The organism is Melioribacteraceae bacterium (assembly GCA_030584085.1).
Lineage (GTDB): Bacteria > Bacteroidota > Ignavibacteria > Ignavibacteriales > Melioribacteraceae > SURF-28.
The window spans coordinates 1,215,069-1,239,124 of record CP129490.1 but is presented as its reverse complement, the minus strand read 5'-3'; the positions used below and the strand labels follow the sequence as shown (position 1 = coordinate 1,239,124).

Genomic DNA, 24,056 nt, shown 5'->3' with positions numbered 1-24,056 from the left:
AACAAGAATTCTTTTTCATTATTGAGAAGAATACTTCCCGTGAAAGGAAATTGGCGTCTAAAACTTATATTTATTCGAAATTATCCCTTTAAAACAAAACAAGCAACCGAACAAAAATTGTGACTTATCTCTCAAACTATTTCATATCTCTCAAATAATCACTAAATTCTTTAGAAACATCAGTATGGGGTCTCTATGTATAAATCAATAACAGCATTTTTACTTTTTTTACTATTCTCTGCTAGCTTATTCGCTCAATCATTAAATATAGATTACAATGATTACAATAAAATCGATCCAAGAATGCACTTTGTAATCGAGGAATTCTTAGATCATAAGGCTAAGGAGAGTAAAAACTATTTGACTGCTCAAAAAATTGATGAATTATTTTCTTTAAATGAACAGGGTCAGAAGGTATTTGGTTTAGTAATCAGATCTAACCAACCTTCCCAATTAAAAAGAAATGGAATACCCGTAAATAGTGTCTATGAAAATTTTGTCACTGCTCGCTTAACAGCTGCACAAATTATTTCGGCTGTTAAAATGGATGAAGTTGAATACATTACTCTTGGTGAAATTTACTATCCGACGAATGATGTGGCAACCGGTTTAATAGGAGCCGATTTAGTACACGATGGCTATATAAATAGCACATCTTATGAAGGTGATGGTGTTATTGTTTGTATCATTGATACTGGAATTGATTGGGAGCACCTTGATTTTAGAGATGCAGTTGATGACACCAAAAGCAGAATACTCTACATTTGGGATCAAACTCTAAGCAAAACCGGAGCTGAAGGGACTCCAGAAGACAGGGATGCAACTGATTTTTCTGGGTTAGATTATGGTGTAGAATACACCAAAACCCATATTCAAGATGAGATTGATGGCTCTCCCGCCGGGTTTGTTAGAGAGGAAGATACAAACGGTCATGGTACTCATGTTGCAGGAACAGCTGCTGGAAATGGAGCTGCATTAACCTCTAACAAGTATGCTGGTATAGCTCCTAATGCAGATTTACTAATTATAAAAGCCGGCAATGGCTCTTTCCCCACCTCTAACACGGTTGATGCTTTAACATATGCAAGAGAAGTTGCAGAGGATGAAGGAAAACCAGTTGTAGTGAATATGAGCTTGGGAGGGCATTCCGCTCCTCATGACGGCACATCAACTTTAGCTCAAGCAGTTGATGCATTTATCGGTTTATCAGGACGAGTAGTTGTCATATCTGCAGGAAACGAAGGCGGTGATAATATACATATATCGCGGACACTTCCCAGTAGCGGCTCTTCGACAATAGAATTTACCATACCCTCCTATACGCCCAATTCTGGCACTGATAATGATTATTTTGGATTTGATCTTTGGCTCGATGATGATACCGATGCGGATGCTACTGTAACTTCGCCAAACGGTGTTACATATACCCGTTCCGACAGTCAATCAGGTAAAGAAAGCGATGCTTCAGACGGTACTATATACTTATTTAATGATGTTAATGCCACTAATTCGGATAGAGAGATTTATATGTATATTGACGACGATGATGCAACTAAAACCCCAGCAGTCGGAACTTGGGAACTGGTGATTTCAAATAATACAGCATCTTCTGTAACTTATCATGGATGGTTATTTGGGTCAGCTCTTGGTTCAAAGGAGGCGACTCTTGTAGGAGGCGATTCTTTACGAACCGTCGGCTCACCTGGTACATCTGCTGAAGCAATTACGGTCGGAGCCTATGCAAGTAGATGGAGATGGTTATCAACAAATGGATCAGGCTATCTGGTTAGTAGTAGTTATGATCAATCTGACGATATCGCAAAGTTCAGTAGTATAGGGCCAACGAGAACAGGAAGTCAAAAACCCGACCTTGCTGCACCGGGTCAGAGGATCGCCTCATCTTTATCTGCTGATGATTCAAGCCCTTCTACAACTAGCACTTTACCAGGAGATAAGCATATTTTAAGCCAAGGAACCAGCATGTCCTGCCCGGTTGTAACTGGAGCGGTTGCATTGTTGCTTGAGCATGATGGGACATTAACCGGGTCTGCCATAAAAACTCTCTTAACTGATAACACCGATTCCGATTCCTATACAGGTGGAAGTTTGCCCGATTTCTTTTGGGGTGCCGGTAAATTGAATATCTTTAAAGCTTTGGCCGAGTCGATTAACTCCTCATGGACACCCAATCAAGAGATACTAGTTTATGATGAATTTGCATCAGATGCATCAACAGGAATCGGGGCGACTGTTATGATTGCCGTTAAAATTACTCCCACTATTGCTGGCAGTTTGACAGGACTCTTCTTCCACCCTTCAACCACCATAGATATAACAAGCGATCTCTCTTTGGAAATTTGGTCTGATAATGGCTCTGGTTTACCAGACTCAAAACTTGGAAGTACTGTTACATTCGATAAGGATAATATTTTGAACTTTAGTTGGAATTATGCTGATATGCAATCTTCCGGTGTAACTAGTTTGTCCGTCGGGACTGATTATCACTTAGTTTTATACTTTGCCACAGGTACTTCATTCTTTATTAGGGTAGATGATGGAAACGTTGATAATCGGTCTTCAATAAACACAGGAGCTGGTTGGTCCGCAGTCGGCTCAGGTGATTATAGAATACGCGGTGTTGTATCAACCGAAAGTTCAGTATTACCAGTAGAACTAGTTTCTTTTTCGGGAGAGCTAATTGACGGAGATGTTTTATTAGAATGGGAAACAGCAATTGAGATAAATAATTTTGGTTTTGATGTTGAGAGACGAGTTCTAACTGATGAATCAAAATGGGAAAAAATAGGTTTTGTCGATGGCCATGGAACGACTGCTTCACCAAAATACTATGAATATCTGGACGTATCTCCTCCAGCCGAAGAATTGGAATACAGATTAAAGCAAATCGATAATGACGGAACTTTTGAATATTTTAGGGAAACGGCAAAAGTAAATGCCTCTGTTACATCAGTTGAAGATCAAATACCAACTCAATTTTCTCTCCATCAAAATTATCCAAATCCATTTAACCCCACAACAACAATTAAATTTGATTTACCCGAAAAATCGGATATCTCAATTAGCTTATTCAACATCTTAGGACAAAAAGTTAAAACTATTACCAGGGGTATTTATGATGCAGGTTATCATGAAGTAAACTTGAATGTAGTTGATCTTGCTTCTAATATTTATATTTACCGACTTGAAAGCAAAATATATAATGCAACAAAAAAAATGATTTTACTTAAGTAATAAGATAAAGCCGACTACTTTGAGTCGGCTTGGTTCTTTTTAGTTTGTGATCAATTTTAAACCAATCTCGCATGCTTATCTGCGTGGTAGGAACTTCTTACAAGGGGTGAAGATTCTACAGCTTTAAATCCCAATTCAATCCCAAAATCTTTGTATTCTTTGAATTCTTCAAGAGTTACAAATCTGTCAACCGCTAAGTGATTTTTGGTTGGCTGTAAGTATTGACCTATTGTCATTATATCACAACCGCTGTTGTAAAGATCTTTCATCAATTCAAATACTTCTTCTTTCTTCTCACCGATTCCAACCATTATTCCGCTTTTGGTACGTAATCCTTTTTCCTTAAACCATGTTATTAATTCCAAACTTCTGGAATATTTTGCTTGGGGACGAACAGCGTGGTACAATCGGTTTACCGTTTCTAAATTGTGATTCAAAATATCAGGCGGGTTCTGCATTATTATTTCAAACGCATGCTTCTCTCCTTTGAAATCCGGTATTAATATTTCGATAGTAGTCTCAGGCATTTTTTCTCTGATCAATCGATTAGTTTCAGCAAAGATAGATGCACCGCCGTCTTTTAATTCATCTCTGTTAACGGAAGTAATAACAACATGTCTAAGTTTTAATTGCTCAACAGATTCGGCGACTCTACGTGGTTCATCTAAATCCAATTCGTTCGGCATTCCGAGTTTTACATTACAAAATCCACAACTTCGTGTACATGTATCACCAAGTATCATAAATGTTGCAGTACGTGCGTTCCAGCATTCAGCAATATTCGGGCATCGTGCTTCTTCACAGACTGTATTCAACTTTGAATTGCGCATCAAACTGTGAACATCTTTATAATTTTGTCCGCTTGGTAATCTTACTTTTAACCATTCAGGTCTTTTACCTAAAGGAATTTGTTCTTTCTCTAAGGTTTCCGCATATTTTTTTTGATGTTGATTAATCTTCATAAGTGTCCTTTTAATTCTTAATCCTACTCTTAATCTTAATCACTTTTTATATTTCTTAAATCAGATTAAGATTATGATTATGATTATGAGTAAGACTACCGCTTATTGCTCGCAAGTTTTTAAAAAATAGATGTATCAAAATTTTCTAAAGTATCTTTAATTGACTTTAAGAATTTACCGCCAAGCATTCCGTCAACTAATCTATGATCATGGCTTAGTGATAAATACATCATCGGTTTTATTGCAATCGTATCAGTGCCGTCAACTTCAACAACGACAGGTTTTTTAGTTACCGATCCAATTCCTAAAATTCCGACTTCAGGTTGATTAATAATTGGGGTACCGAATAATGAACCGAATACTCCATAATTCGTAATAGTAAATGTTCCGTTCATGATATCATCAGGCATTAATTTTTTTGTTCGCGATTTTTCACTTAATTCCATAATAGATTTTGTGAGTCCACGAATATTTTTTTCGTCCGCTTTTTTAATATTCGGGACAATTAGTCCATTTGGTTCTACTGCAACTGCGATACCAAGATTTATATACTTTTTAACTGCAATGTTATTCCCATCGATTGATGCATTCAAAAACGGATATTCTTTCAAAGCTTTAATGACCGCATAAGATATGAAAGGCATATAAGTTAATTTTATTCTTTCGCTTTCTAAAAACTTCTGCTTATTCTTTTGAATAAAATTATGCACTTTGGTCATATCCGTTTCAATTACTGCCGTGACGTGAACCGACGTATCTCGACTGTTAACCATGTGATACATAATTCTTTGACGAATATTATCCATCGGTATCAATTCAACACCTTCACCGGCTTCCCAGGTTGGTTGTGCAGTTTCTTTTGGAACTGATGGTTTTTGACTAGTGGTTGTTTGCTGAGATTGTTGAGGTTTCTTAGGTGCAGAAGTCTTTCCGCTTTTTCTATCTTCAATATATTTTAGTATATCATTCTTAGAAACACGTCCGTTTATTCCGGTTCCTTCGATAGTTTCTAATTCATCATAGGAAACGTTTTCGGTGTTGGCAATTTTCATAACTAACGGTGAATAAAATCTATCCGAAGAAGATGTATCTACTTTTTGTTCAGATTGTTTTTCTCGTGTTTCGGTCTTTGTTTCTTCATCAACTTTTTCTTCTTTAGCTTTTTCTGGTTTGGAACTACTTGAAATACTTTCTTTCTTTCTTGCAATTCCCGAACCTGATGATACTCTTGCAACTGTTTGTCCGACTTCAACAGTTTCATTTTCCCCGGTTATGATTTCAACCAGAGTTCCTTCAACCGGTGAAGGTACTTCGGTATCAACTTTATCTGTGCTTATTTCAAATAAAATTTCATCTCTCTCAACTTTATCGCCTTCTTTTTTATGCCATTTGATAATTGTTCCTTCCATAACCGATTCACCCATTTTGGGCATTGGTATATCAACTAACTCACCGCCAACTTGAGTGGTTGAAGGTTCCTCTTCTGCTTTTGTCTCTTCTTCTTTTTTCGAATCTTCAACAGCAGCTTCGCCATTTGTCTCGATAACTGCAACAACCGCTCCTACTTCAACTGTTTCGTTTTCAAAAGCTTTTATGTCGGATAAAATTCCGTTTTCGGGACTTGGAATTTCAGTATCAACTTTATCGGTACTTATCTCAAAAATAATTTCATCCTTTTCAACTTTATCGCCTTTTTTCTTATGCCATTTAATAATTGTTCCTTCGTTAACACTTTCGCCCATTTTTGGCATTACAACATCAACTTTCATTTTATTTTCCTTTTGAGTTCAGTTTTAATAACGAATTATATTTCTGATTGATTCAACAATATTATTTCTTGTAGGAAGTATATAACTTTCAAGATTTGGATGATAAGGAATCGGTGTATCTTTCGCACCAACTCTCATGATCGGTCCATCTAAACTTTCAAAACAATTTGCGGAAATTCTTGCAGCAATTTCGGCACCAAATCCGGAGGTAAGTGTATCTTCATGCATGATAATTGCTTTACCGGTTTTTCGTACCGATTTGTAAATTGTTTCTTCATCGAGCGGATGAATAGTTCTGATGTCAATTACTTCAATTGAACAACCTTCTTCCTCTTCAACTTTTTTTACCGCAAACTTAGCTTCATGAACGATTGCGCCCCATGTGATAATTGTTAAGTCAGTTCCTTCTTTTACAACATTAGCTTTACCAAAAGGCAATAAATATTCTGCTGAAGGTTCAGGTGCGGTTGAGTGACTCTGTCTATATAATCCTTTGTGTTCCAAGAAGAGTACCGGGTCATTCAATCGTAATGCAGTTTTTAATAATCCTTTTGCATCAGCTGCATTTGAAGGATAAGCAATTAATATTCCGGGCATATGTGAGAAAAATCCTTCAATATTCTGACTATGATAAAGTCCGCCATGAATATAACCACCGACGGCAACTCTTGTAACAACCGGAGCTTCAAACAAATTATTTGAACGATATCTATACATTACAAGTTCATCACGCATCTGCATGAATGCAGGCCAAATGTAATCGCCGAATTGAATTTCAACACAAGGTTTTAATCCCGTTAAAGCCATACCAATCGCAACACCCATAATGCTTGCTTCGGCAAGAGGCGAATTAAAAACACGATCGTTACCAAATTGAGTCGATAAACCTTTTGTTGCAGTAAATACTCCACCTTTTCCATCAGCGACATCTTCACCAAAAACATAAATTTTTTCGTTTCGCTCCATTTCTTCACGAAGTGCATGATTAATGGCATCAACCATTACAGCCGGTTTACCATCGAGTTTACCTTTTTCATATTCAAGTTTATCACGTTTGCCGCTTTCATCTAATACATATTTAATAGCTGATTCCGGTTCGGGATCAGATTGCTTTAATGCCCAATCGGCTGCTTCATCAATGTGATTTTTAATTTCTTTTTGGAATTCTTTATACGCTAATTCAGTAAGGATTCCCTTCTCAATTAATTTATTAGCGAACTGTTCAATAGGATCTTTTTTGAGATCTTCTTCAAGCGAATCTTGTGGTCTATATTTTTTTTGATCATCAGAAGATGAATGAGAAAGAAGTCTAACAACATGAGCTTCAATTAAAGCAGGTCCTTTTCCTTGTCTGGCATATTTAAATGCGGATTGAGCTGCAGCATTCACTTTGAAAAAATCAGTTCCATCAACTTCCATTCGCAATAAATTTTCGTGACCTTTCATCATCTCTGCAACCGAGTTATTTCTTCCTGAATTCTGACCTTGTACAGGGACAGAAATTGCCCATTTATTATTTTGAATTACAAAAACAACCGGAAGTTTTTCACGAGCCGCCCAATTAACTGCTTCATAGAATTCACCTTCACTCGTTGTACCTTCGCCGGCACTTACATAAACTACTGTATCATCACCTTTTTTTCTTCCAGCTAAAGCAGCACCGACAGCTTGTAAGAATTGAGTACCGGTAGGACTTGATTGCGTTGGTACATTAAACTCCTTTGATGCCCAATGACAAGGCATTTGTCTACCACCGGTCATTGGATCATCGGCTTTACCCATTTGGGCGAGGAACACATCTTCAATTTTTGTCCCAAGCGCTAACATAAATGCCATGTCTCGATAATAAGGGAATGCCCAATCTTTTTTAGGTTTCATTGCGAGTCCGAATGCAACTTGAGTTGCTTCATGACCAGAACCGGCAATGTGGAAAAAGACTTTACCTTGTTTGAGAAGATTCATGATTTTATTATCCATTTGACGTCCGAGCGACATCAAACGAAGAATATTCATTAATTCTTCTTTAGTCATTCCCCCAAAGTGATCTAACTTACCGGTAGGAGCTTTACCATTTTTTTTATTGGAAGTATTTTGTTCTTCCGTTATTATTTCTTCTTTATTCTCTTTTGCCATTAGAAAATCCTTTATCTAATTTCAATTTACTTTTTCAAATGAATCTTTTAGAACAACCTTATAAGTATCATAACTAAATGCATGTTTAAACTTTTCTACTAATTTCTCTTTCACTTCATTTATACTTACTTCTTTACCAAGTTCATGTTGTAACGATGTTACTTTTTTATTCGTAATACCGCAAGGAATAATTCCATTAAATAAATTCAAATCCGTATTGATGTTGAAAGCAAAACCGTGCATTGTTATCCATCGTGAGACCTTAATACCGATTGCCGCAATTTTACGATCTTCAATCCAGACCCCGGTTAGACCATCAATTCTTCCGGTTTGAAGTCCATAATCCGAGCAAACATCAATAATAATTTGCTCTAAGTTACGAAGGTAAAGATGAGTATCTTCTTTCCATTCACTTAATTTTATTATGGGATAACCAACAATTTGTCCCGGACCGTGATAAGTTATGTCACCACCACGATCAATATCATAAACCTTAATACCATACTTGTTTAAGAAAGCTTCATTGCTTATTAAATTTTTCTTATCTGCTGTTTTACCCAAAGTATATGTATGAGGATGTTCCAACAAAAAGAAAGTATCATTTATTTCGTCACCTGTTCTCAATTTGAATATCTCTTTCTGTAAATCCCATGCTTTATCGTAATCAATGAAATCAAGATCAATATAATCAAAAGTTCTATATGTGGATTGCTTCGCCATAAGCTTGTCCTGCAGCTTCCATCACCATCTCGGATAATGTTGGATGAGCGTGTACCGTTCCTAATATTGTTTCGTAAGTTGCTTCAAGTGATTTAGCAATTCCAATTTCAGCAATTAATTCAGTTGCTTCCGCACCGATAATATGCGCACCTAATATTTCACCGTATTTAGAATCAAAAATAATTTTAACAAATCCCTCGCGTTCACCAATTGCACCTGCTTTACCGCTTGCAGAGTAAGGGAATTTACCAACCTTGTATTCGTATCCTTTTTCTTTTGCTTTTGCTTCGGTTAATCCGATACTTGCAACTTGAGGTTGACAATAAGTACATCCGGGTATTGAGTTGTAATCAATGGAGCCGTGATTTATGCCATGAATTTTTTCTATACAATGAACACCTTCGTGTGAAGCGACATGAGCAAGCCATGGAGCACCGATAACATCGCCAATAGCATAAACTCCATCGATGTTGGTTTTGTAAGTATGCTTATCTACTTTTATATGGCCCTTTTCAATTTCTACACCTATCTCTTCCAATCCGATTCCTTCAACGTTTCCTTGAACACCAATGGCGCTAAGAACTTTCTCGGCTTTCAGTTCTTCCTTTTTCCCATTCTTTTCAATTGTTACAACAACACTTTTACCTTTAGTTTCAGCTTTTTCTACTTTTGTTCCAGTATGAATTTTTATACCACGTTTTTTGAAACTTCGAGCTAAAGTGTCGGACACTTCTTTATCCTCAATTGGTAAAATGTTATCCATCATTTCAATAATAGTTACTTCAGTACCGAGCACATTGTAGAAATACGCAAACTCAACACCTATTGCGCCCGCACCAATTACAATTAGATCTTTTGGTTGTTTATCTAAACTCATTGCTTCGGTACTAGTAATAATATTTTTATGATCGATTGGAATTGCATCTATTGAACGTGGTCTTGCTCCTGTTGCAATGATGATATGTTTACCTTCAACTTCCTCAATCTTTTTTTTATTTGAATCAAGAACTTCTAATTTATTTTTTGAAATAAATTTCCCGAATCCTTGGATGTGATCGATCTTGTTTTTCTTAACTAAGAATTGAACACCTTTTACAATTTTTTCAGAAACTCCCCGGCTTCTTTGGATAATTTTTGCGAAATCGAATTTTAAGTCGGTAAATGATAGTCCATATTCATCAGAATGATTCTTTGCCAAATCATACAGCTCTGCATTTTTTAGCAGTGATTTCGTTGGGATACAACCCCAATTCAGACAAACACCGCCTAAATTATCTTTTTCAATAATAGCAGTTTTGTACCCAAGTTGAGCGGCTCTAATTGCGGCAACATATCCGCCGGGTCCACCGCCTAAAACTACAATATCATAACTTTTACTCATGAATTTTTGTTCCTTTCGATTGCCCAAAACGATTAGATGAAGATTTTAAATATAGTGAAGATACCACTCAAAATAAAACAATGAATCTGATTATAAAGTGTCAAATTCGACCGTTTTATTCGATTTTACGATTTATAGTTTGTTGAGAGTTTGTATTGAATTGATAACCATAGAGCTAAGCTTTAGTTATTATGACTATTGTATGAATAATATCTATACGTGATCGAGCAGCATAAAATCATTTTTTTTGTATGAACATTTTAATAGCATGTTTTTTTCTTCGTAATTACAAATTTTATTAAGCGGACAGATTCCACAACTTGGATTTTTCGGTTTACATATTTCTCTACCAAGACGAATAAGATTTGTGTGAAATGAATGAGCAATTTTCGGCGGGAAATCCTTATTTAATTTTTCAAAAGTTTTGTCGGGAGTTTTTGCCGAGACAATGCCAATCCTATTTACCGTTCGATGCACATGTGTATCAACAGGGCAAATATTTCTATCCATCGCAAAAAGTAAAACACAACTAGCGGTTTTAACTCCAACTCCATTATAACTCATCAATGCTTCAATTGCTTTTTGTTCGTTTATATCTTTAAGATATTCCAACGAAATTTCATTTTCCTTTTTAACTATTTCACTTAAGAAATTTTTTATAGCATGAGATTTTTGCTTTCCTAATCCCGCAATTTTTATAACAGATTCAATTGAAATCCTTTTTGCTTTGGCTGCTTCTTCCCATGTCGGATATTTTTCTTTTAATTTTTGAAAAGCTTTGTACGAATTATTATCATTTGTATTCTGCGAAAGAATTGTAGCAATAAGCATATCAACAGGATTCGGCAGTTTTGATGCACGTTTTGGAATTCCAAAATGTTTTACCAGAAGTGCATCTACTTTTTTAATTAGTTTATTTTTTTCATTCATAAGTAAGTAGATTTTTGTTATTCATTAAGATAATTGATACAATCAATAAGACCAACTTCTTTTAAACTAAAGTCCATTTGTGTTATCTTTGTTCAATTAAAATAATATTATGGAGTAATGATGCCGACATTGATGGTTAGTGTATCCGGAATACGAGGAATTGTTGGTGATGGATTAGATCCCGAAACAATTGTAAAATATACTCAAGCATATGCCGATTTTTGCGGAAGAGGAAAAATTGTAATTGGTTCCGATGGCAGAATCACCGGAACAATGGTAAAGAATTTAATTGTCGGTACACTTTTAGCAAAAGGGAATGATGTTGTTGATATTGGCATTACTCCTACTCCTACAGTTTTATATAACGTAAAAAAACTTAATTGTATTGGCGGAATTCAAATATCCGCGAGTCATAATCCGAATGAATGGAATGCACTAAAACTATTAAATAGTGAAGGCGAGTTTATGACTCCCGAACAAAATAAAGAGATGTTACATTTGTTAGAAAAGCCCGGTAAGCTAGCTAGTTGGAATGAATTAGGAAAACTTACAGTTTCTGATGAAGCATTAAAAAATCATTTAGAAGATGTACTTATATCAAAGTATATAGATGTTGATGCAATTCGCAAAAGAAAATTTAAAGTGTTACTCGATTGTGTAAATGGTGCAGGAAGTTATATAATGCCGCAGTTATTGGAAGAACTTGGTTGTGATATTGTAAAACTAAACTGCGATAAAAGTGGCATATTTCCTCGACTCCCAGAACCAATTCCCGAAAATTTAACCGAAACTTTGCAAGCCGTAAAAGAAAGTAATTCAGATATTGGAATTGTCGTTGATCCGGATGTTGACAGGCTTGTTTTAATAACAGAAAATGGTGAGCCGTTTATTGAAGAAAATACAATCACTCAAGCAGTAAAATTTGTTTTAGGAAAAGCTAAAGGTGATGTAGTTATTAATCTATCGACAACTCGCGCTGTTGACGATATTGCAAATCAATTTGCTGTGAAAGTTCATCGTTCAGCTGTTGGTGAAGCTAATGTTGTTAAAAGGATGAAGGAAGTCAATGCAATTATCGGAGGTGAAGGAAGCGGTGGTGTAATTTTACCGGAGTTACATTATGGAAGAGATGCATTAATCGGAACTGTTCTCACTCTCCAACATTTATTAGAATTCGGCGGAAGTATGAGCGAGTTGAAAAATAGTCTACCTCAGTATCACATCGTAAAAGGGAAAGTTGAAACAGGCAATAGAAAACCGGATGAGATTGTTGACAAGTTAATTGATATATATAAAGAAGACAATATTAACACAGAAGACGGGTTAAGAATAGATTTCGAAGATCATTGGGTGCATTTCCGTAAATCGAATACAGAACCAATTATTAGATGCATTGTTGAAGCTGAGACAAAAGAAAACGCAGAAAAGTATATGAAAAATTATTTTAATGAATTAAAGAAACTGCTATAAGATTTTTGCTCGACGTTTAATAAAACTCAATAAAGCTGTATCGAACGATTCGTTGGTATTTATAAGATTGTATTCAATTCCAAAACTTAAACATTCCTTTTTAAGTTTTGCTAAATATTCAATGAAGGCTTCACGATAAGAGGCTTTAATCTGCAATGGTTGTGTTGTCATCTCCTCACCACTTTCTAAATCTACGAATACTCCGCTCCGATCAAATGCAAAACTTTGTTCAATCGGATCAAGTATTTGGAAAAGAATTACATCGTTCTTTTTGTAGTGAAGTTTCTTTAATGCGGATAGAACTTTCGCAATGTCATCAAAAAAATCCGAAATTAATATTACCATTCCCCTTCTTTTAATTTTCTCACTTACTTGACTTAAGCAGTCAGCCGTATTTGTTTTATTTGATGCTGAAACATTATTTATCTCCGTTAAAATATTTTTCAAATAAATTCTAGATGATTTTGGAGGAAGATAAGTTTCCAATCTATCGGAGAATAGACCTAGACCTACCGAGTCTTGCTGCTGTATTAACATATATGATAATGATGCTGCCAATATTTTTGCGTATTCCAGCTTTGTTATACTGCCTTGGTTTTTAAAATCCATTGACTTGCTTACATCTAAAAATATATGAGCAATTAGATTTGTCTCTTCTTCATATTGTTTGATATAGTAACGATCACTTTTTGCGTAAACCTTCCAATCAATATCTTTTAATTGATCGCCTTGCATATAGGGACGGTGTTCCGAAAATTCAACAGAAAAACCATGGTAGGGACTTTTATGAAGTCCCACCATAAAACCTTCAACAACATTACGTGCTTTTAGTTCGAGAGAGGCTAATTTTGATATGAGTGCCGGCTCTAAATAACTGCGATATTGCGATTTATCTAGTGCCACTATTTAGGCTGTGCAACTGCTCTTTCTAGGATTTCTTCGGGGGTCAAACCTAGATTATCCAATTCACTTTGTGCAGATGGTGCTAACTCATGCTCGGGATATTTTGAAAGAAAAGATTCATAAGCTAATTTCGCATTATCTAAATCATGAATTTCATTCGCTAATAAAAATCCACTCATAAATAATGCACCAGGGGCTTCCTCAATGTGAGAGTATTCGTTACTAACAACTTGATAATATTCAACAGCCTTTATATATGATTCTTTTTCACTCAAGGTCTTAATCGCTCTACCTTGATATAGTTTTGCCATTTCTAAAAAAGCTAGACCCGCTTCATCCGTTTCGGGGAAATCGTTCACTATTTTTTCAAAATCTACTAATGCCTCTGCGTACAACTGATCTTGAATTTTAGTCTTTGCCGAATTCATCAAATCTTTTTCATTTTCACCTGAACATGCGACAAATATTATACTAAACATTACCATTAATACAATAATTTTTCTCATTTTCCTTACCAATTTTAATTAAAGAATTAAGATAACTATATTTCGTTTGGCTTCAAAAATACCTCCAAAGAAATACAAATTCCAGAGTGAAATGTTCCCTAAATTTTGCAGAAATGATCTAAATATTAACTGAATTTTTTAATGAATCACCACGAGAAAAGGATATTTGACGACCGAGTTTTTCAATTCTTTGACGCAAATTTCTATGAGAAGAAATGGGATCAGATTCGGAATATCTTCGTTGGGGATACAACAAATACTTCTCCCGGTATGGCTGCGGAGTGAAATCCGGCATGACAACATTAGCGCCGCAATTTAGCCCCTTTTCCCTTCCCTCAAAGTCAAGTGAATCAAGAGATGTAGTAGCCGGGATATGTGTATTCTTTAATACCAAGCGGGCAACTGCAATAGCTTTTAACGTAGTTAGAACATCGCCAGCCGGTCTATTTTCATAGGGTGTATGTGGCGTTGGTATAAATGGTGCAAATGAAGCAATATCAACATCTAATTGTTTCATCAATAGAATATCATCAATTATATCATCGATAGTCTGCAGGGGCAGTCCAATTAAGCTACCGGTTCCGACTTGGTACCCTAATCTTTTAAGATATTTTAAATGTTGAACACGGTTTATGAAAGATTGCTTATTCGTGTATAGTGAATACTTCTTTTTATCGCAAGTTTCGTGTCTAAGTATATATCGATCAGCACCGGCGATTTTCCATGATTTATATTCATCGAAACCTCTTTCACCTAAACTGAGCATTATTGCTAAATTGGTATGGCTTTTAATAGAGTAGATTAGATAAGAAATAAAATCTAAATCTAATTTTTCATCTTCACCGGATTTAAGAACAATTGTATAAATACCAAGTTTGGCAATCTGAGAGGCAATTTCGATTATCTCATCAGGCTCCATTCTGTAGCGTTTAATAGTGTAATTTTCATCACGTAAACCGCAGTAATTACAATTCTTTCTACAATAATTAGAGATTTCAATCACTCCCCGTAAATGAATTTCATCTCCGAAATAGTTTTTCCTTAGCAAGTCCGCACGATTAAATAGCATCTCAACTTGATGCTTTTCACCAAGTTCTAGGAGGGACTTAAGCTCATCACTGCTGAAATTTTCTTTTTCTAGGATTTCATTTAAAATCTTGTCATTCATTCGGAAATCTGCTTTAGCCAGTAAAGAATATATTTATGAAGAAAAGCTCACAATCACATGAACAATAAACATACCAAGCTATCCACAAACAAAGAAGTGCGATTTTTATTCAGAATTTCACAAAAATTCTTAAAGGAGAGAACTAATCTAGATATTTATTCTAAGTGTTAAGCAATATGGGATAAGATGTGAGGGTTAAAAAGTGCATAAAAAAAGCCGGACATATACAGTCCGGCTTTTTATCAGTAAGAAAAATCTTACTTAACAAGCAACATTTTCTTAACGTCTGTGAAGTTAGAACCGTCAACACCGTTTGCTTGGATTCTGTAGATGTACATACCAGAAATCAAGTTAGAAGCGTCGAAGTTAACTGTATGGAAACCAGCAGCTAAGTTTCTGTTCATTAATGTTTTTACTTCTTGTCCTAAGATGTCATAGATCTTAACAGTAACGTCTGCAGCTTGAGGAATACCGAACTTAATAGTAGTAGATGGGTTGAATGGGTTCGGGTAGTTTTGTGATAAGCTGTAAACAGTTGGAACTGCTTCGTCCGTAACATTTGTAGTTGTATTAACTTCTTTAGAGTAAACTTTGTTACCACCATCATCAACAACTTGAATTACATAGTAGAATTCATCATTACCATCGTAATCTTGGTCATTGTAACGGATTGAAAGTGCACTTGTTTCAAGTGTAGCAATCATGTTAGCAGCAGCAGGTGTGAAACCAGCTTCAGTTCCTCTGTAGATGTTGTAGAATCTGATATCAGAAACACCATTATTTCCACCACCGTAATCTACTTCAGCGCCAACGTCAATACCTGTACCTGATTGAGCAGCAGCAGTGTATTCAGCGTCAAATCTAGGAGCAATATTGTCATATGATTGACCTAAAGCGTTAGCACTGACAGTAACAAATTCACCTTGTCTGTCTTCATTACCACCAACAGTTCTAATTCTGAATGTAGTACTTGTACTATCAAACACTGTGTTAGCTTCAACAGTATATGTAGAACCAGCTTTACCAGATGCTAATACGTCACGTACGTATTCCCAATCGTTAGAAATAGGATTCTTTCTTCTTTCAACTTGATAGAAATCAACATCAGCACCCCAGAAATCGAAATCAGCATCATCTTTAGTATCTAGTTGAGGAGCAGAGAATTGAATCTTAACATTTTTACCTTGGTCACCAGGTACATCTGCAATACTTGCAATTTCTGCAGTAGCTGTTAATTGATCAACATACATTACATAACCACCTGTGTCACCAAAACCGTACACTTCAATGAAATATCCACCAGTATATGGTAATCTCCAGATAACTCTATCATAGAAATAACCATCGTGATATGACCACAATTCACAGCATGGAGCACCAGCCACCATAGGTGATCCGCAAGAGCTGTTGTCAATTACTGAATTGAAAGGACCAACTTGTGGTAATAATGATACCATAGCGTCGATCTGAGAATTATCAACATAAATGTCAACCCAGTCACCAGCTTCGCCTTCAAAGTAGAAATAATCTACATCAGAAGCATCCCAAATATTTGCAAATTCTGAAACAAACCCATATTCAACTAATGTAGCTGTATCGCAATAGTCGTTCCATTCGTATGGATCGTTCTTCTGAATAACTTTAAAATCATCAAAGTATAGTTGTCCCGCATCAAACGTACATCCACCATTTGAGAAATACATAATACCAAATCTAACATCCGGAGCACCAATTAATGCGGTAACATCGATGTATCCGAAGTTATCTGAATAATTGACCATTGCATCACCATTTCTGAACGGGCCAACATAAACACTGCTTGTCAAGAAATAATTACCAGTAGGTAACACAGGGTGACCTGTTACTCTTGCATAAGGTCTCCAATAAGTGAAAGCACCACCTGGAGCGTTTGCATCATAAGGAATATTTGAGAAAACTTTAAAATCAAACCAAAGAGGTGCAACATCATTTCCGCCAAGAGCCGCAACTGATAAATCGGCAGGAGGACCACTTACACGGAAAGATTGATATTCACCTGGTTGATAACTACGGTGTCCCATGCTCGTGTCAGCACTACTGAATTTTGCTCCTGTTAATGCCCAAGCAGTATTCGGTCCAACAATATATGAAGGTAAGAATTCATACTTATTGTCACCACCATCAGAAATTAATTCAGGGACGTTGTTTCTTCTTAATTTTAAGTTGTCGAAGAAGAAACCACCAGGATTATTGAATCCGCCAACTTCGCCATCTTGGCTATCATATGAGCTTTCAGAAACTAGTACAAATCTGAATTTAACCCATTTTGCAGGAGAAGCAATATAGCTAGAAATATTAACTTGAACGTTTTCTAACCACTGACCACCAGTATCGCCCGTATAGCAAGCAACATATGCCCAGTTAGTGAAAGGACCAGCTGAAGTAGCAGCTGATGCAACTTGTAGGTGAACTCCATCCCAACCTTCTTCAAGATTGTAGAAAGCATCAAATTCAACAACAGCTGAAGTTAAGCTTGATTGCACTTGGAAGGATTTGAATGTTTCAAGAGCTACTCTCCAGTTATGACCGTAACCTGGTTGTAAAAATGAAGGATCATTTGAGCCAATCCACCATGAATATTCTCCACCTTCACCTTTAAAAGCATTAAAAGTAGTTGTATCACCAACACCAGCATCTGTTCTGTGGTTTACAACTTGGAATCCAGGTAATTCCTCAAAATTTTCTGAATAAACAACCACATCATTATTTTGTGGGCCATGAGGAATTTGAGTTTGGTCAGCTAATTTACCAAGCTCTTTCTTTTTGTTAAACAACAAGTGATTCATGCCTCTCGCATCAATCTCACCGGCTTTAATGGCCTTTTCCGTTTGCACTTGTTGGTCTTTTAAACTTTTAATTTCTTCTTGAGCGAAGAAGTTAGAAGCAAAAAGTAAAATAACTACTAAAGTGAGTAGTTTTTTCATGTAACCTCCTTAAGGTTATTGTTAATTAATTAATTTGTTTTCTGATAGTTTTTTATAATACTCCGGTTTCTGCTATTTCAATAAAACCTTTTGATGCATTTAACTTTGTATTTAATCCTATCGGTAAAGTGATAAGATCACTAATGTGCCCATGTTTAACGTTGTAAATTACAGGAATTTTTAGATTTTTGAAATAGTCCACAATAATTTCGTTTAAAGAGAGTGTATTTTTAGATTTGTCAGTTTCATAACAATCAACAAATCTTCCAAGAATTATTCCTTTTACACTGTTAAATATATTTGCTAATCTAAGTTGATTAAACATACGATCAATTTTGTAAGGGGGTTCATTTATTTCTTCTAACATTAAAATCGAATTCCTAAAAGATGGGAAGAATTTAGAACCCATAATTGATATGATTGTTGATAAATTACCGCCAAGAAGTTTGCCCTCACCTCTACCCTTATTCAACACGAAAAATTTTTCCTCATTCGGATTTTTCAACTTTCCTATTTTACGATTTTTTGTAATCAAATCCCAAAAAAATTCTTCAGAAAATGAATTTATTTCAGCCGAAAAATTTGTCGCTACCATTGGTCCTGCAAATGTAATTATTCCGGCTTTATGATAAAGTGCTAATTGCAATGCCGTGATATCGCTAAAACCTACAAAAATTTTATTGTTCTTACGAATCAAGTTATAGTCTAATTTATCTAATAATCTAGCCGAGCCGTAACCTCCGCGCAAAGAAAAAACAGCTTTAATATTTTTATTGCGGAACATTGAATGAATATCATTAAGACGTTCAGCATCACTGCCGGCCAAATATCCTAACACTTTACCAACAGATTTACCAATTTCGACTTTATAACCAAGGCGTTCTAAATAACTAGTACCTTTCTCGATTAAAGAAGAATCTAAAGGAGAAGAAGCGGGAGAAATAATCCCGATTACATCACCTTTTTGTAACCTTTTGGGTTTTAGTATTTTCATTAATTTATAAAAACAAGTGATTAATAATCAGCAAAGTTTAAAAATCTTTTACAAATTGGAATTAATATATAACTAAAGGTTAAATAAAACAAGAAAAATTATAATTTTTTTCCCCATAACAACTTAGTGTGATTTATATTACATCTTACTTCATGTATTCAGATAATCAGGTGGAAATTATTTCTTTATATTCAAATTAGTACAAATAAAAAGGAACACCCTAAAGTGCCCCATCAACCACAATACAGGAAGGAGAGAGATTTTTGTACACCACAATGGCAGCTAGAGTACCATCGTGATAGTTTGTTAAGCTTATTTTAATAAAGTCATTTTCTTTGTAATGATATTTGCACCGGCTTCTAGTCTATATATATACATACCGGATGATAAATTCTCAGCATTCCAGTCAACCGTATAAGTTCCTGCAGCCTTGAAGTCATTAATCAATTCAGCAACTTGCTGACCCAGCACGTTGTAAACTCTTAACTTTATATTATCAGCTTGTGGTAAAGAAAACTGAATTTTAGTCGTTGGGTTAAATGGATTCGGATAGTTTTGTGATAGTTCAAAATTGTTTGGGATTGAACTTTCGTATTCGGTTTCTACCCCAACAACTGTTGTTGTAGTGATTCCATAGGAAGATGCTGCTGTCCATCCCTCAGTCCACAAACCATTATCAGGATCAAATGCACCGTGATAATTCACATTTGTGAAAAATTGATCTTCTAATTCGACTGGAGTTGAATTTAATTGTGGTCTAGGATCTAATCCTCGATCAGTTGTTCTGCTTATTCCTCTTAATTGTGGATCAACTATTTGATTTCCGTTTGCAGCTAAATGATCTGCCGCCCATTGATCTCCCGATGCAATAGTTAATAAATCATTACCTGCTCCAAAACCAAACCAAATATTATTTGATAATACTAAATTATCGTTTTCCATCTGTGTTCTACTGTCTTGTCCATCTATATCTTCTATCTTCAAACCTACGCCAACATAATCGGTGAATATACTATTGTAATATTTTCCACCTGCATTATCTCTAAAATAAATTGCTCTATCGTTTCCATCTCCACCTACTCCAACTGAACTTGCACCAGAACCAATGTATGTTGCATTTGATATCATCGGGATTGCATATGGCTCACATGTTTCACAGTCATCCCCACCGTCGTGTTCTCCTCCTCTTCCGGCTTCATCTTCACCTTGAAGTGCAAACCAAAACTGGTTCTTGCCTCTCCAGCCTTGATCATAATCAAATGCATCATCCCCGCACATGATTGCCGCTAAGTATCTTGTATTTACTGTTCCGCCAAACCATTCATAGCCGTCATCAAAGTTTGCTATTACTTCTATATATTCTATCGTTGTGCCGCTTCCTACTGCGCCCATCGTTAATCCGTTTATTTCATCCCCGGGAACTCCACTGATTGAAAATCCTCCGTGACGGATTGATACATATCTTAATACTCCAGAGTTATCGCTATCATCATTTCCACCGTATCTTGCGTTAAATTCTCCCGGAATTCCTTCTATTTGATTTTGGGTTGTTGGTTGGTTTGTTGTTGCTTCACCTAATACTATCAATCCTCCCCACAATCCTCTATCTGTAAGTAGTAAATCATCAGGTACTGTTACGTCATCCAATTCACTTGTGAATATGATCGGACTTTCAGGTGTACCTTCTGCAAATATTTGAGCGCCGCGTCTTACAACCAATGCACTGGCTCCATCGCCGGTTGTTATGTTTGATTGTAATCTTCCTTTTATTACAGTCCCGGCTTCAATTGTTAATGTAGATAATGAATCTACAAATATTAATCCGTCTAATATATATTCATTATTCGATGTCCAGGTTACATTACCTACTATATCATTCGATACTACTACTTGAGCAAATGATCTAGTGGCAAAAAGCAACATTATAAAGATGGAAAGTTTTTTAAGCATTACTTCTCCTTTATGATTTTTGATAAAATAATTTATAGTTCATAACTAATACCTACTGAATAATTAATTCCATTTGTGTATTCACGATATATGTATTCTTGACCGTTGTATTTGTAAACTTCTTTATAGCTGGAGTTAAGTATATTCTTAACAGCAAATTTTAAAGTGAAGTTGTCAATAATTTTTTGTGATATGTTGAGGTTAAGTCTTGATACAGGTTGTTCGAAAACATCAGGAGTAATATTTGCCGATACTTTGGAAAGTCTTTCTCCGAAAACATTGTAATCGAGCGATACGGATGTACCAAAATCGTAATTGATATAATTAATACCTAGATTAAGAATGAATGGTGACTGTCCTTGTAATTGACGTTCTCGGCTTGCAGTTGAGTCAATCCCAAGTCTTTGTTGAAGCTCAGCCCCTGCAATATCAACTGTAGATTCAACTAATGACAGATTACCACTGAAGAAAAAGTTTGAGAATAAATCAGATATGTATCTTAAACCAACTCTTGCTTCAAATTCTGCACCTAATAATGTTGACTTCGGAACGTTCACGTAATTTATAATTGGATTTGATCTGTTCGAGCCTTCAGCAAATGCTAATTCTATCGGATTTTCCATTTCTTTGTAGAACCCACTAATAGCAAATATTTCACCGGGATTTATGAACCATTCCCATCTAATGTCATAATTTGTGATTAAATTTCTTTTTAGATTCGGGTTACCTTGTAGTTCAACGTCATTAACAAATTCTTTAGTGGAAAATGGAGCTATCTCTCTAAATGTTGGTCGCGCTAAAGTTTTAGTATATGCTGCTCTAAAATTCATTTCATCGTTTAGCCGATAAATTATATTAAGAGATGGTAGTAAATCAGCTTCATCAATCCTGCCTTCATTAATAGTCGGGTCTGCACTAAGTAGAGAGAGTTCTGTTGTCTCATATCGCACACCCGTAACTAAATTAAGAGAAGCAAAAATCGGGATGTCAATCATTCCGTAAATAGCTGTAACTTTTTGATCACCGTTGTATTGGTTTCTTAAACGAGTGTTGTCGGAAATAGTATTCCCAAAATTATATCTAAGATTTCCGTTGCTCATTGTATCAATTGAAGTAATACCCATATATTGAGGTGAGAATATTTCGGTAATGTTTCCATCGAGTTTATTAAACAATCTATTGTCGATATTATATGTAAAAATTCTTTCGTTAAAACTGCGATCGGTTTCTTGATAGAATGCACCAACTTTAAATTCCGCTTTCTTACCATCCCATTGTTTGAACGGAAGTTTGATGTTAAAACTATATGTATTGCTGTTATCTTCTAAGTTTCTAAAATACCTTGAAGGGCTGTCAAAACCGGAACCGGTTATAATATGATTTACTTGATCATTAATTTTTTGTTCGGCTGATGTTATAAGTCTTCTATCAGGTTCATCTTGAGTGGTTTTTGATAGTGAAACGTTCCAATCGAATCCTAGTCCTAAAATAGATTCGAAAAAGTGCTCACCACTGAATTGCAACGAACGAATATCTCTTTCAGTATATGAAAGAACTCTATTGAAATATATTGGAGCATCAGCGCCCGAGCCAAATTCTTGCGGCCATCCACCTTCCATAAAACGTGTTTCGGAAGTACCACTTTTGGTATAAAACAAGTTTGTATGTATTTGATGATAATTTGAAAATTTATAGGAAAGATTTGCCAAGCCACCTAAATTTGATTCTGCTGTTGATCGAGTATCATCAAGTAATAAGTTTGGTGTTAGTTGATTCTCACCTTGACCGGTTAATATGTATCGTCCGATTGAACCGTCATCATAAAAACTATGATCACGTGAATATGTTACACTACCTAAATAACCGAATGAAGACTCAATCCCGGTTGCAATCTCTTCACCGACAGAAATAGCAAAGTTATTACTAAGCGGAACAGTTCCTCTAGAGAAATCCATAACATTATTAAATGCTCTGCTCGCATTATCGAGTTTTGCTGCCAACTCACCATCAAATCTTGCCTGTTGCACAACGGGTAAAACTAAATTTGGGTCGCTTAAGAAACTTGGAAGATTGCGGGTTCCGTCATCAAATCCAAAAAAATTACCTTTAACACCCGTGTAATCTATATTGTTGTCATTAAAAGTAGCGTATGAATTATATGAAGATGAAGTCGAAACCTTGAGTGTGAATTGCTTTGGGAAATTTTTAGTACCTATATCGACAATTCCACCGCTGAAGTTTCCGGGTTTGTCGGGAGTAAATGTTTTTATTGTAACAATATTATCTAACAGATTGGTCGGCAGTAAATCCATTTGGAATGCTTTTCTATTTGGGTCTGAACTTGGAAGTTCGGCACCGTTTAATTGAGTAGAACTATAACGATCACCTAAGCCTCTCACAAAAACATATTTTCCGTCAACGATCGAAGCACCAACAACTTGCTTAACAGCGTCAGCCGCACTACTTGCACCTGAACGACTGAACTGTTCTGAACTGATTGCATCACTAACTACATTTGATTTTTGTCTATTGACCAACAAACCAGCTTCAGTATTCTTCGCAGCTTCTGCTGTAATTATTACTTCGTCGGTTTCAAAACTTTCAATCGGCAATACTATGTCGATAACCGTTAGTTGGCTTGCTTTCACTTCTACATTTGTTACGGTCTTTTTTGAATATCCGACCGAAGTAAAAACAAGATTATAATTTCCTACCGGCACATTCGGAATAGTATAAATACCATCTATGTCGGCGGCTGCCCCAATAGATGTACCTTCTACAATAACATTACATCCAATAACTGCATCGCCGCTTTCTGCATCAACTATTTTCCCGGAGATTTTCCCTGACTGAGCAAATGCAGCAGTAGATATAGAAATTAAGATCAATAGGTTAATTAGAGTACGCAATACAGCTCCGCCAAATTTTAGTTTGGTTTGGTAATACATTTTTTTC

General features: G+C 35.7%; 15 protein-coding genes. 2 read left to right on the top strand and 13 right to left on the bottom strand.

Features of this window, described 5'->3' with window-relative positions:
* Positions 1 to 195: 195 nt before the first annotated feature.
* Positions 196 to 3,252, top strand: coding sequence for a S8/S53 family peptidase (locus QY331_05695; GenBank protein ID WKZ70740.1), 3,057 nt, complete (start codon positions 196 to 198; stop codon positions 3,250 to 3,252).
* Positions 3,253 to 3,308: 56 nt separating this feature from the next.
* Here the strand turns inward: QY331_05695 and lipA are convergent, their stop codons facing one another.
* The 6 genes from lipA to nth form a co-directional block, all read right to left on the bottom strand.
* On the bottom strand, positions 3,309 to 4,214 hold the full coding sequence (lipA, locus tag QY331_05690) for a lipoyl synthase (protein ID WKZ70739.1): 906 nt from the start codon (positions 4,212 to 4,214) through the stop codon (positions 3,309 to 3,311).
* Positions 4,215 to 4,333: 119 nt separating this feature from the next.
* Positions 4,334 to 5,983 (bottom strand): 2-oxoglutarate dehydrogenase, E2 component, dihydrolipoamide succinyltransferase, encoded by a 1,650-nt coding sequence (gene sucB / locus QY331_05685; protein WKZ70738.1) that lies wholly within the window; start codon positions 5,981 to 5,983, stop codon positions 4,334 to 4,336.
* A gap of 24 nt (positions 5,984 to 6,007) precedes the next feature.
* Complete coding sequence (locus QY331_05680) at positions 6,008 to 8,116, bottom strand: dehydrogenase E1 component subunit alpha/beta (GenBank protein ID WKZ70737.1); 2,109 nt, start codon at positions 8,114 to 8,116, stop codon at positions 6,008 to 6,010.
* 21 nt (positions 8,117 to 8,137) lie between these two features.
* Positions 8,138 to 8,836: a lipoyl(octanoyl) transferase LipB gene (lipB, locus tag QY331_05675; protein ID WKZ70736.1), complete on the bottom strand. Its 699-nt coding sequence runs from the start codon at positions 8,834 to 8,836 to the stop codon at positions 8,138 to 8,140.
* A complete protein-coding gene (gene lpdA / locus QY331_05670; GenBank protein ID WKZ70735.1) occupies positions 8,814 to 10,217 on the bottom strand; it encodes a dihydrolipoyl dehydrogenase in 1,404 nt (467 codons plus the stop codon). Before lpdA ends, lipB begins: the two co-directional genes overlap by 23 nt.
* A 213-nt stretch (positions 10,218 to 10,430) precedes the next feature.
* Entirely contained in the window at positions 10,431 to 11,147 is a 717-nt protein-coding gene (gene nth / locus QY331_05665; GenBank protein WKZ70734.1) for an endonuclease III, read from the bottom strand.
* 120 nt (positions 11,148 to 11,267) lie between these two features.
* On the opposite strand from nth, the gene glmM reads away from it, so the two are divergent.
* Positions 11,268 to 12,617 carry a phosphoglucosamine mutase gene (gene glmM / locus QY331_05660; GenBank protein WKZ70733.1) on the top strand — a complete coding sequence of 450 codons (1,350 nt, stop codon included), beginning with the start codon at positions 11,268 to 11,270 and terminating at the stop codon, positions 12,615 to 12,617.
* Here the strand turns inward: glmM and QY331_05655 are convergent.
* The 7 genes from QY331_05655 to QY331_05625 all read right to left on the bottom strand — a co-directional run bounded on the left by QY331_05655 (position 12,612) and on the right by QY331_05625 (position 24,049).
* Positions 12,612 to 13,520, bottom strand: coding sequence for a DUF58 domain-containing protein (locus QY331_05655; GenBank protein ID WKZ70732.1), 909 nt, complete (start codon positions 13,518 to 13,520; stop codon positions 12,612 to 12,614). The two genes, glmM and QY331_05655, sit on opposite strands and share 6 nt — an antisense overlap.
* Positions 13,520 to 14,026, bottom strand: coding sequence for a tetratricopeptide repeat protein (locus QY331_05650; GenBank protein ID WKZ70731.1), 507 nt, complete (start codon positions 14,024 to 14,026; stop codon positions 13,520 to 13,522). The genes QY331_05655 and QY331_05650 overlap by 1 nt, the downstream gene beginning before the upstream one ends.
* Before the next feature lie 118 nt (positions 14,027 to 14,144).
* Positions 14,145 to 15,194, bottom strand: coding sequence for a [FeFe] hydrogenase H-cluster radical SAM maturase HydE (gene hydE, locus QY331_05645; GenBank protein WKZ70730.1), 1,050 nt, complete (start codon positions 15,192 to 15,194; stop codon positions 14,145 to 14,147).
* A 257-nt stretch (positions 15,195 to 15,451) separates the two neighbouring features.
* Positions 15,452 to 18,157 carry a T9SS type A sorting domain-containing protein gene (locus QY331_05640; GenBank protein ID WKZ70729.1) on the bottom strand — a complete coding sequence of 902 codons (2,706 nt, stop codon included), beginning with the start codon at positions 18,155 to 18,157 and terminating at the stop codon, positions 15,452 to 15,454.
* Between the two features lie 52 nt (positions 18,158 to 18,209).
* Positions 18,210 to 19,151 (bottom strand): LD-carboxypeptidase, encoded by a 942-nt coding sequence (locus QY331_05635; protein WKZ70728.1) that lies wholly within the window; start codon positions 19,149 to 19,151, stop codon positions 18,210 to 18,212.
* A 312-nt stretch (positions 19,152 to 19,463) separates the two neighbouring features.
* The gene (locus QY331_05630; protein WKZ70727.1) at positions 19,464 to 21,101 is read right to left on the bottom strand and encodes a T9SS type A sorting domain-containing protein; all 1,638 of its coding nucleotides are present in this window, start codon (positions 21,099 to 21,101) and stop codon (positions 19,464 to 19,466) included.
* Between the two features lie 32 nt (positions 21,102 to 21,133).
* Entirely contained in the window at positions 21,134 to 24,049 is a 2,916-nt protein-coding gene (locus tag QY331_05625) for a TonB-dependent receptor (GenBank protein ID WKZ70726.1), read from the bottom strand.
* Positions 24,050 to 24,056 lie beyond the last annotated feature (7 nt).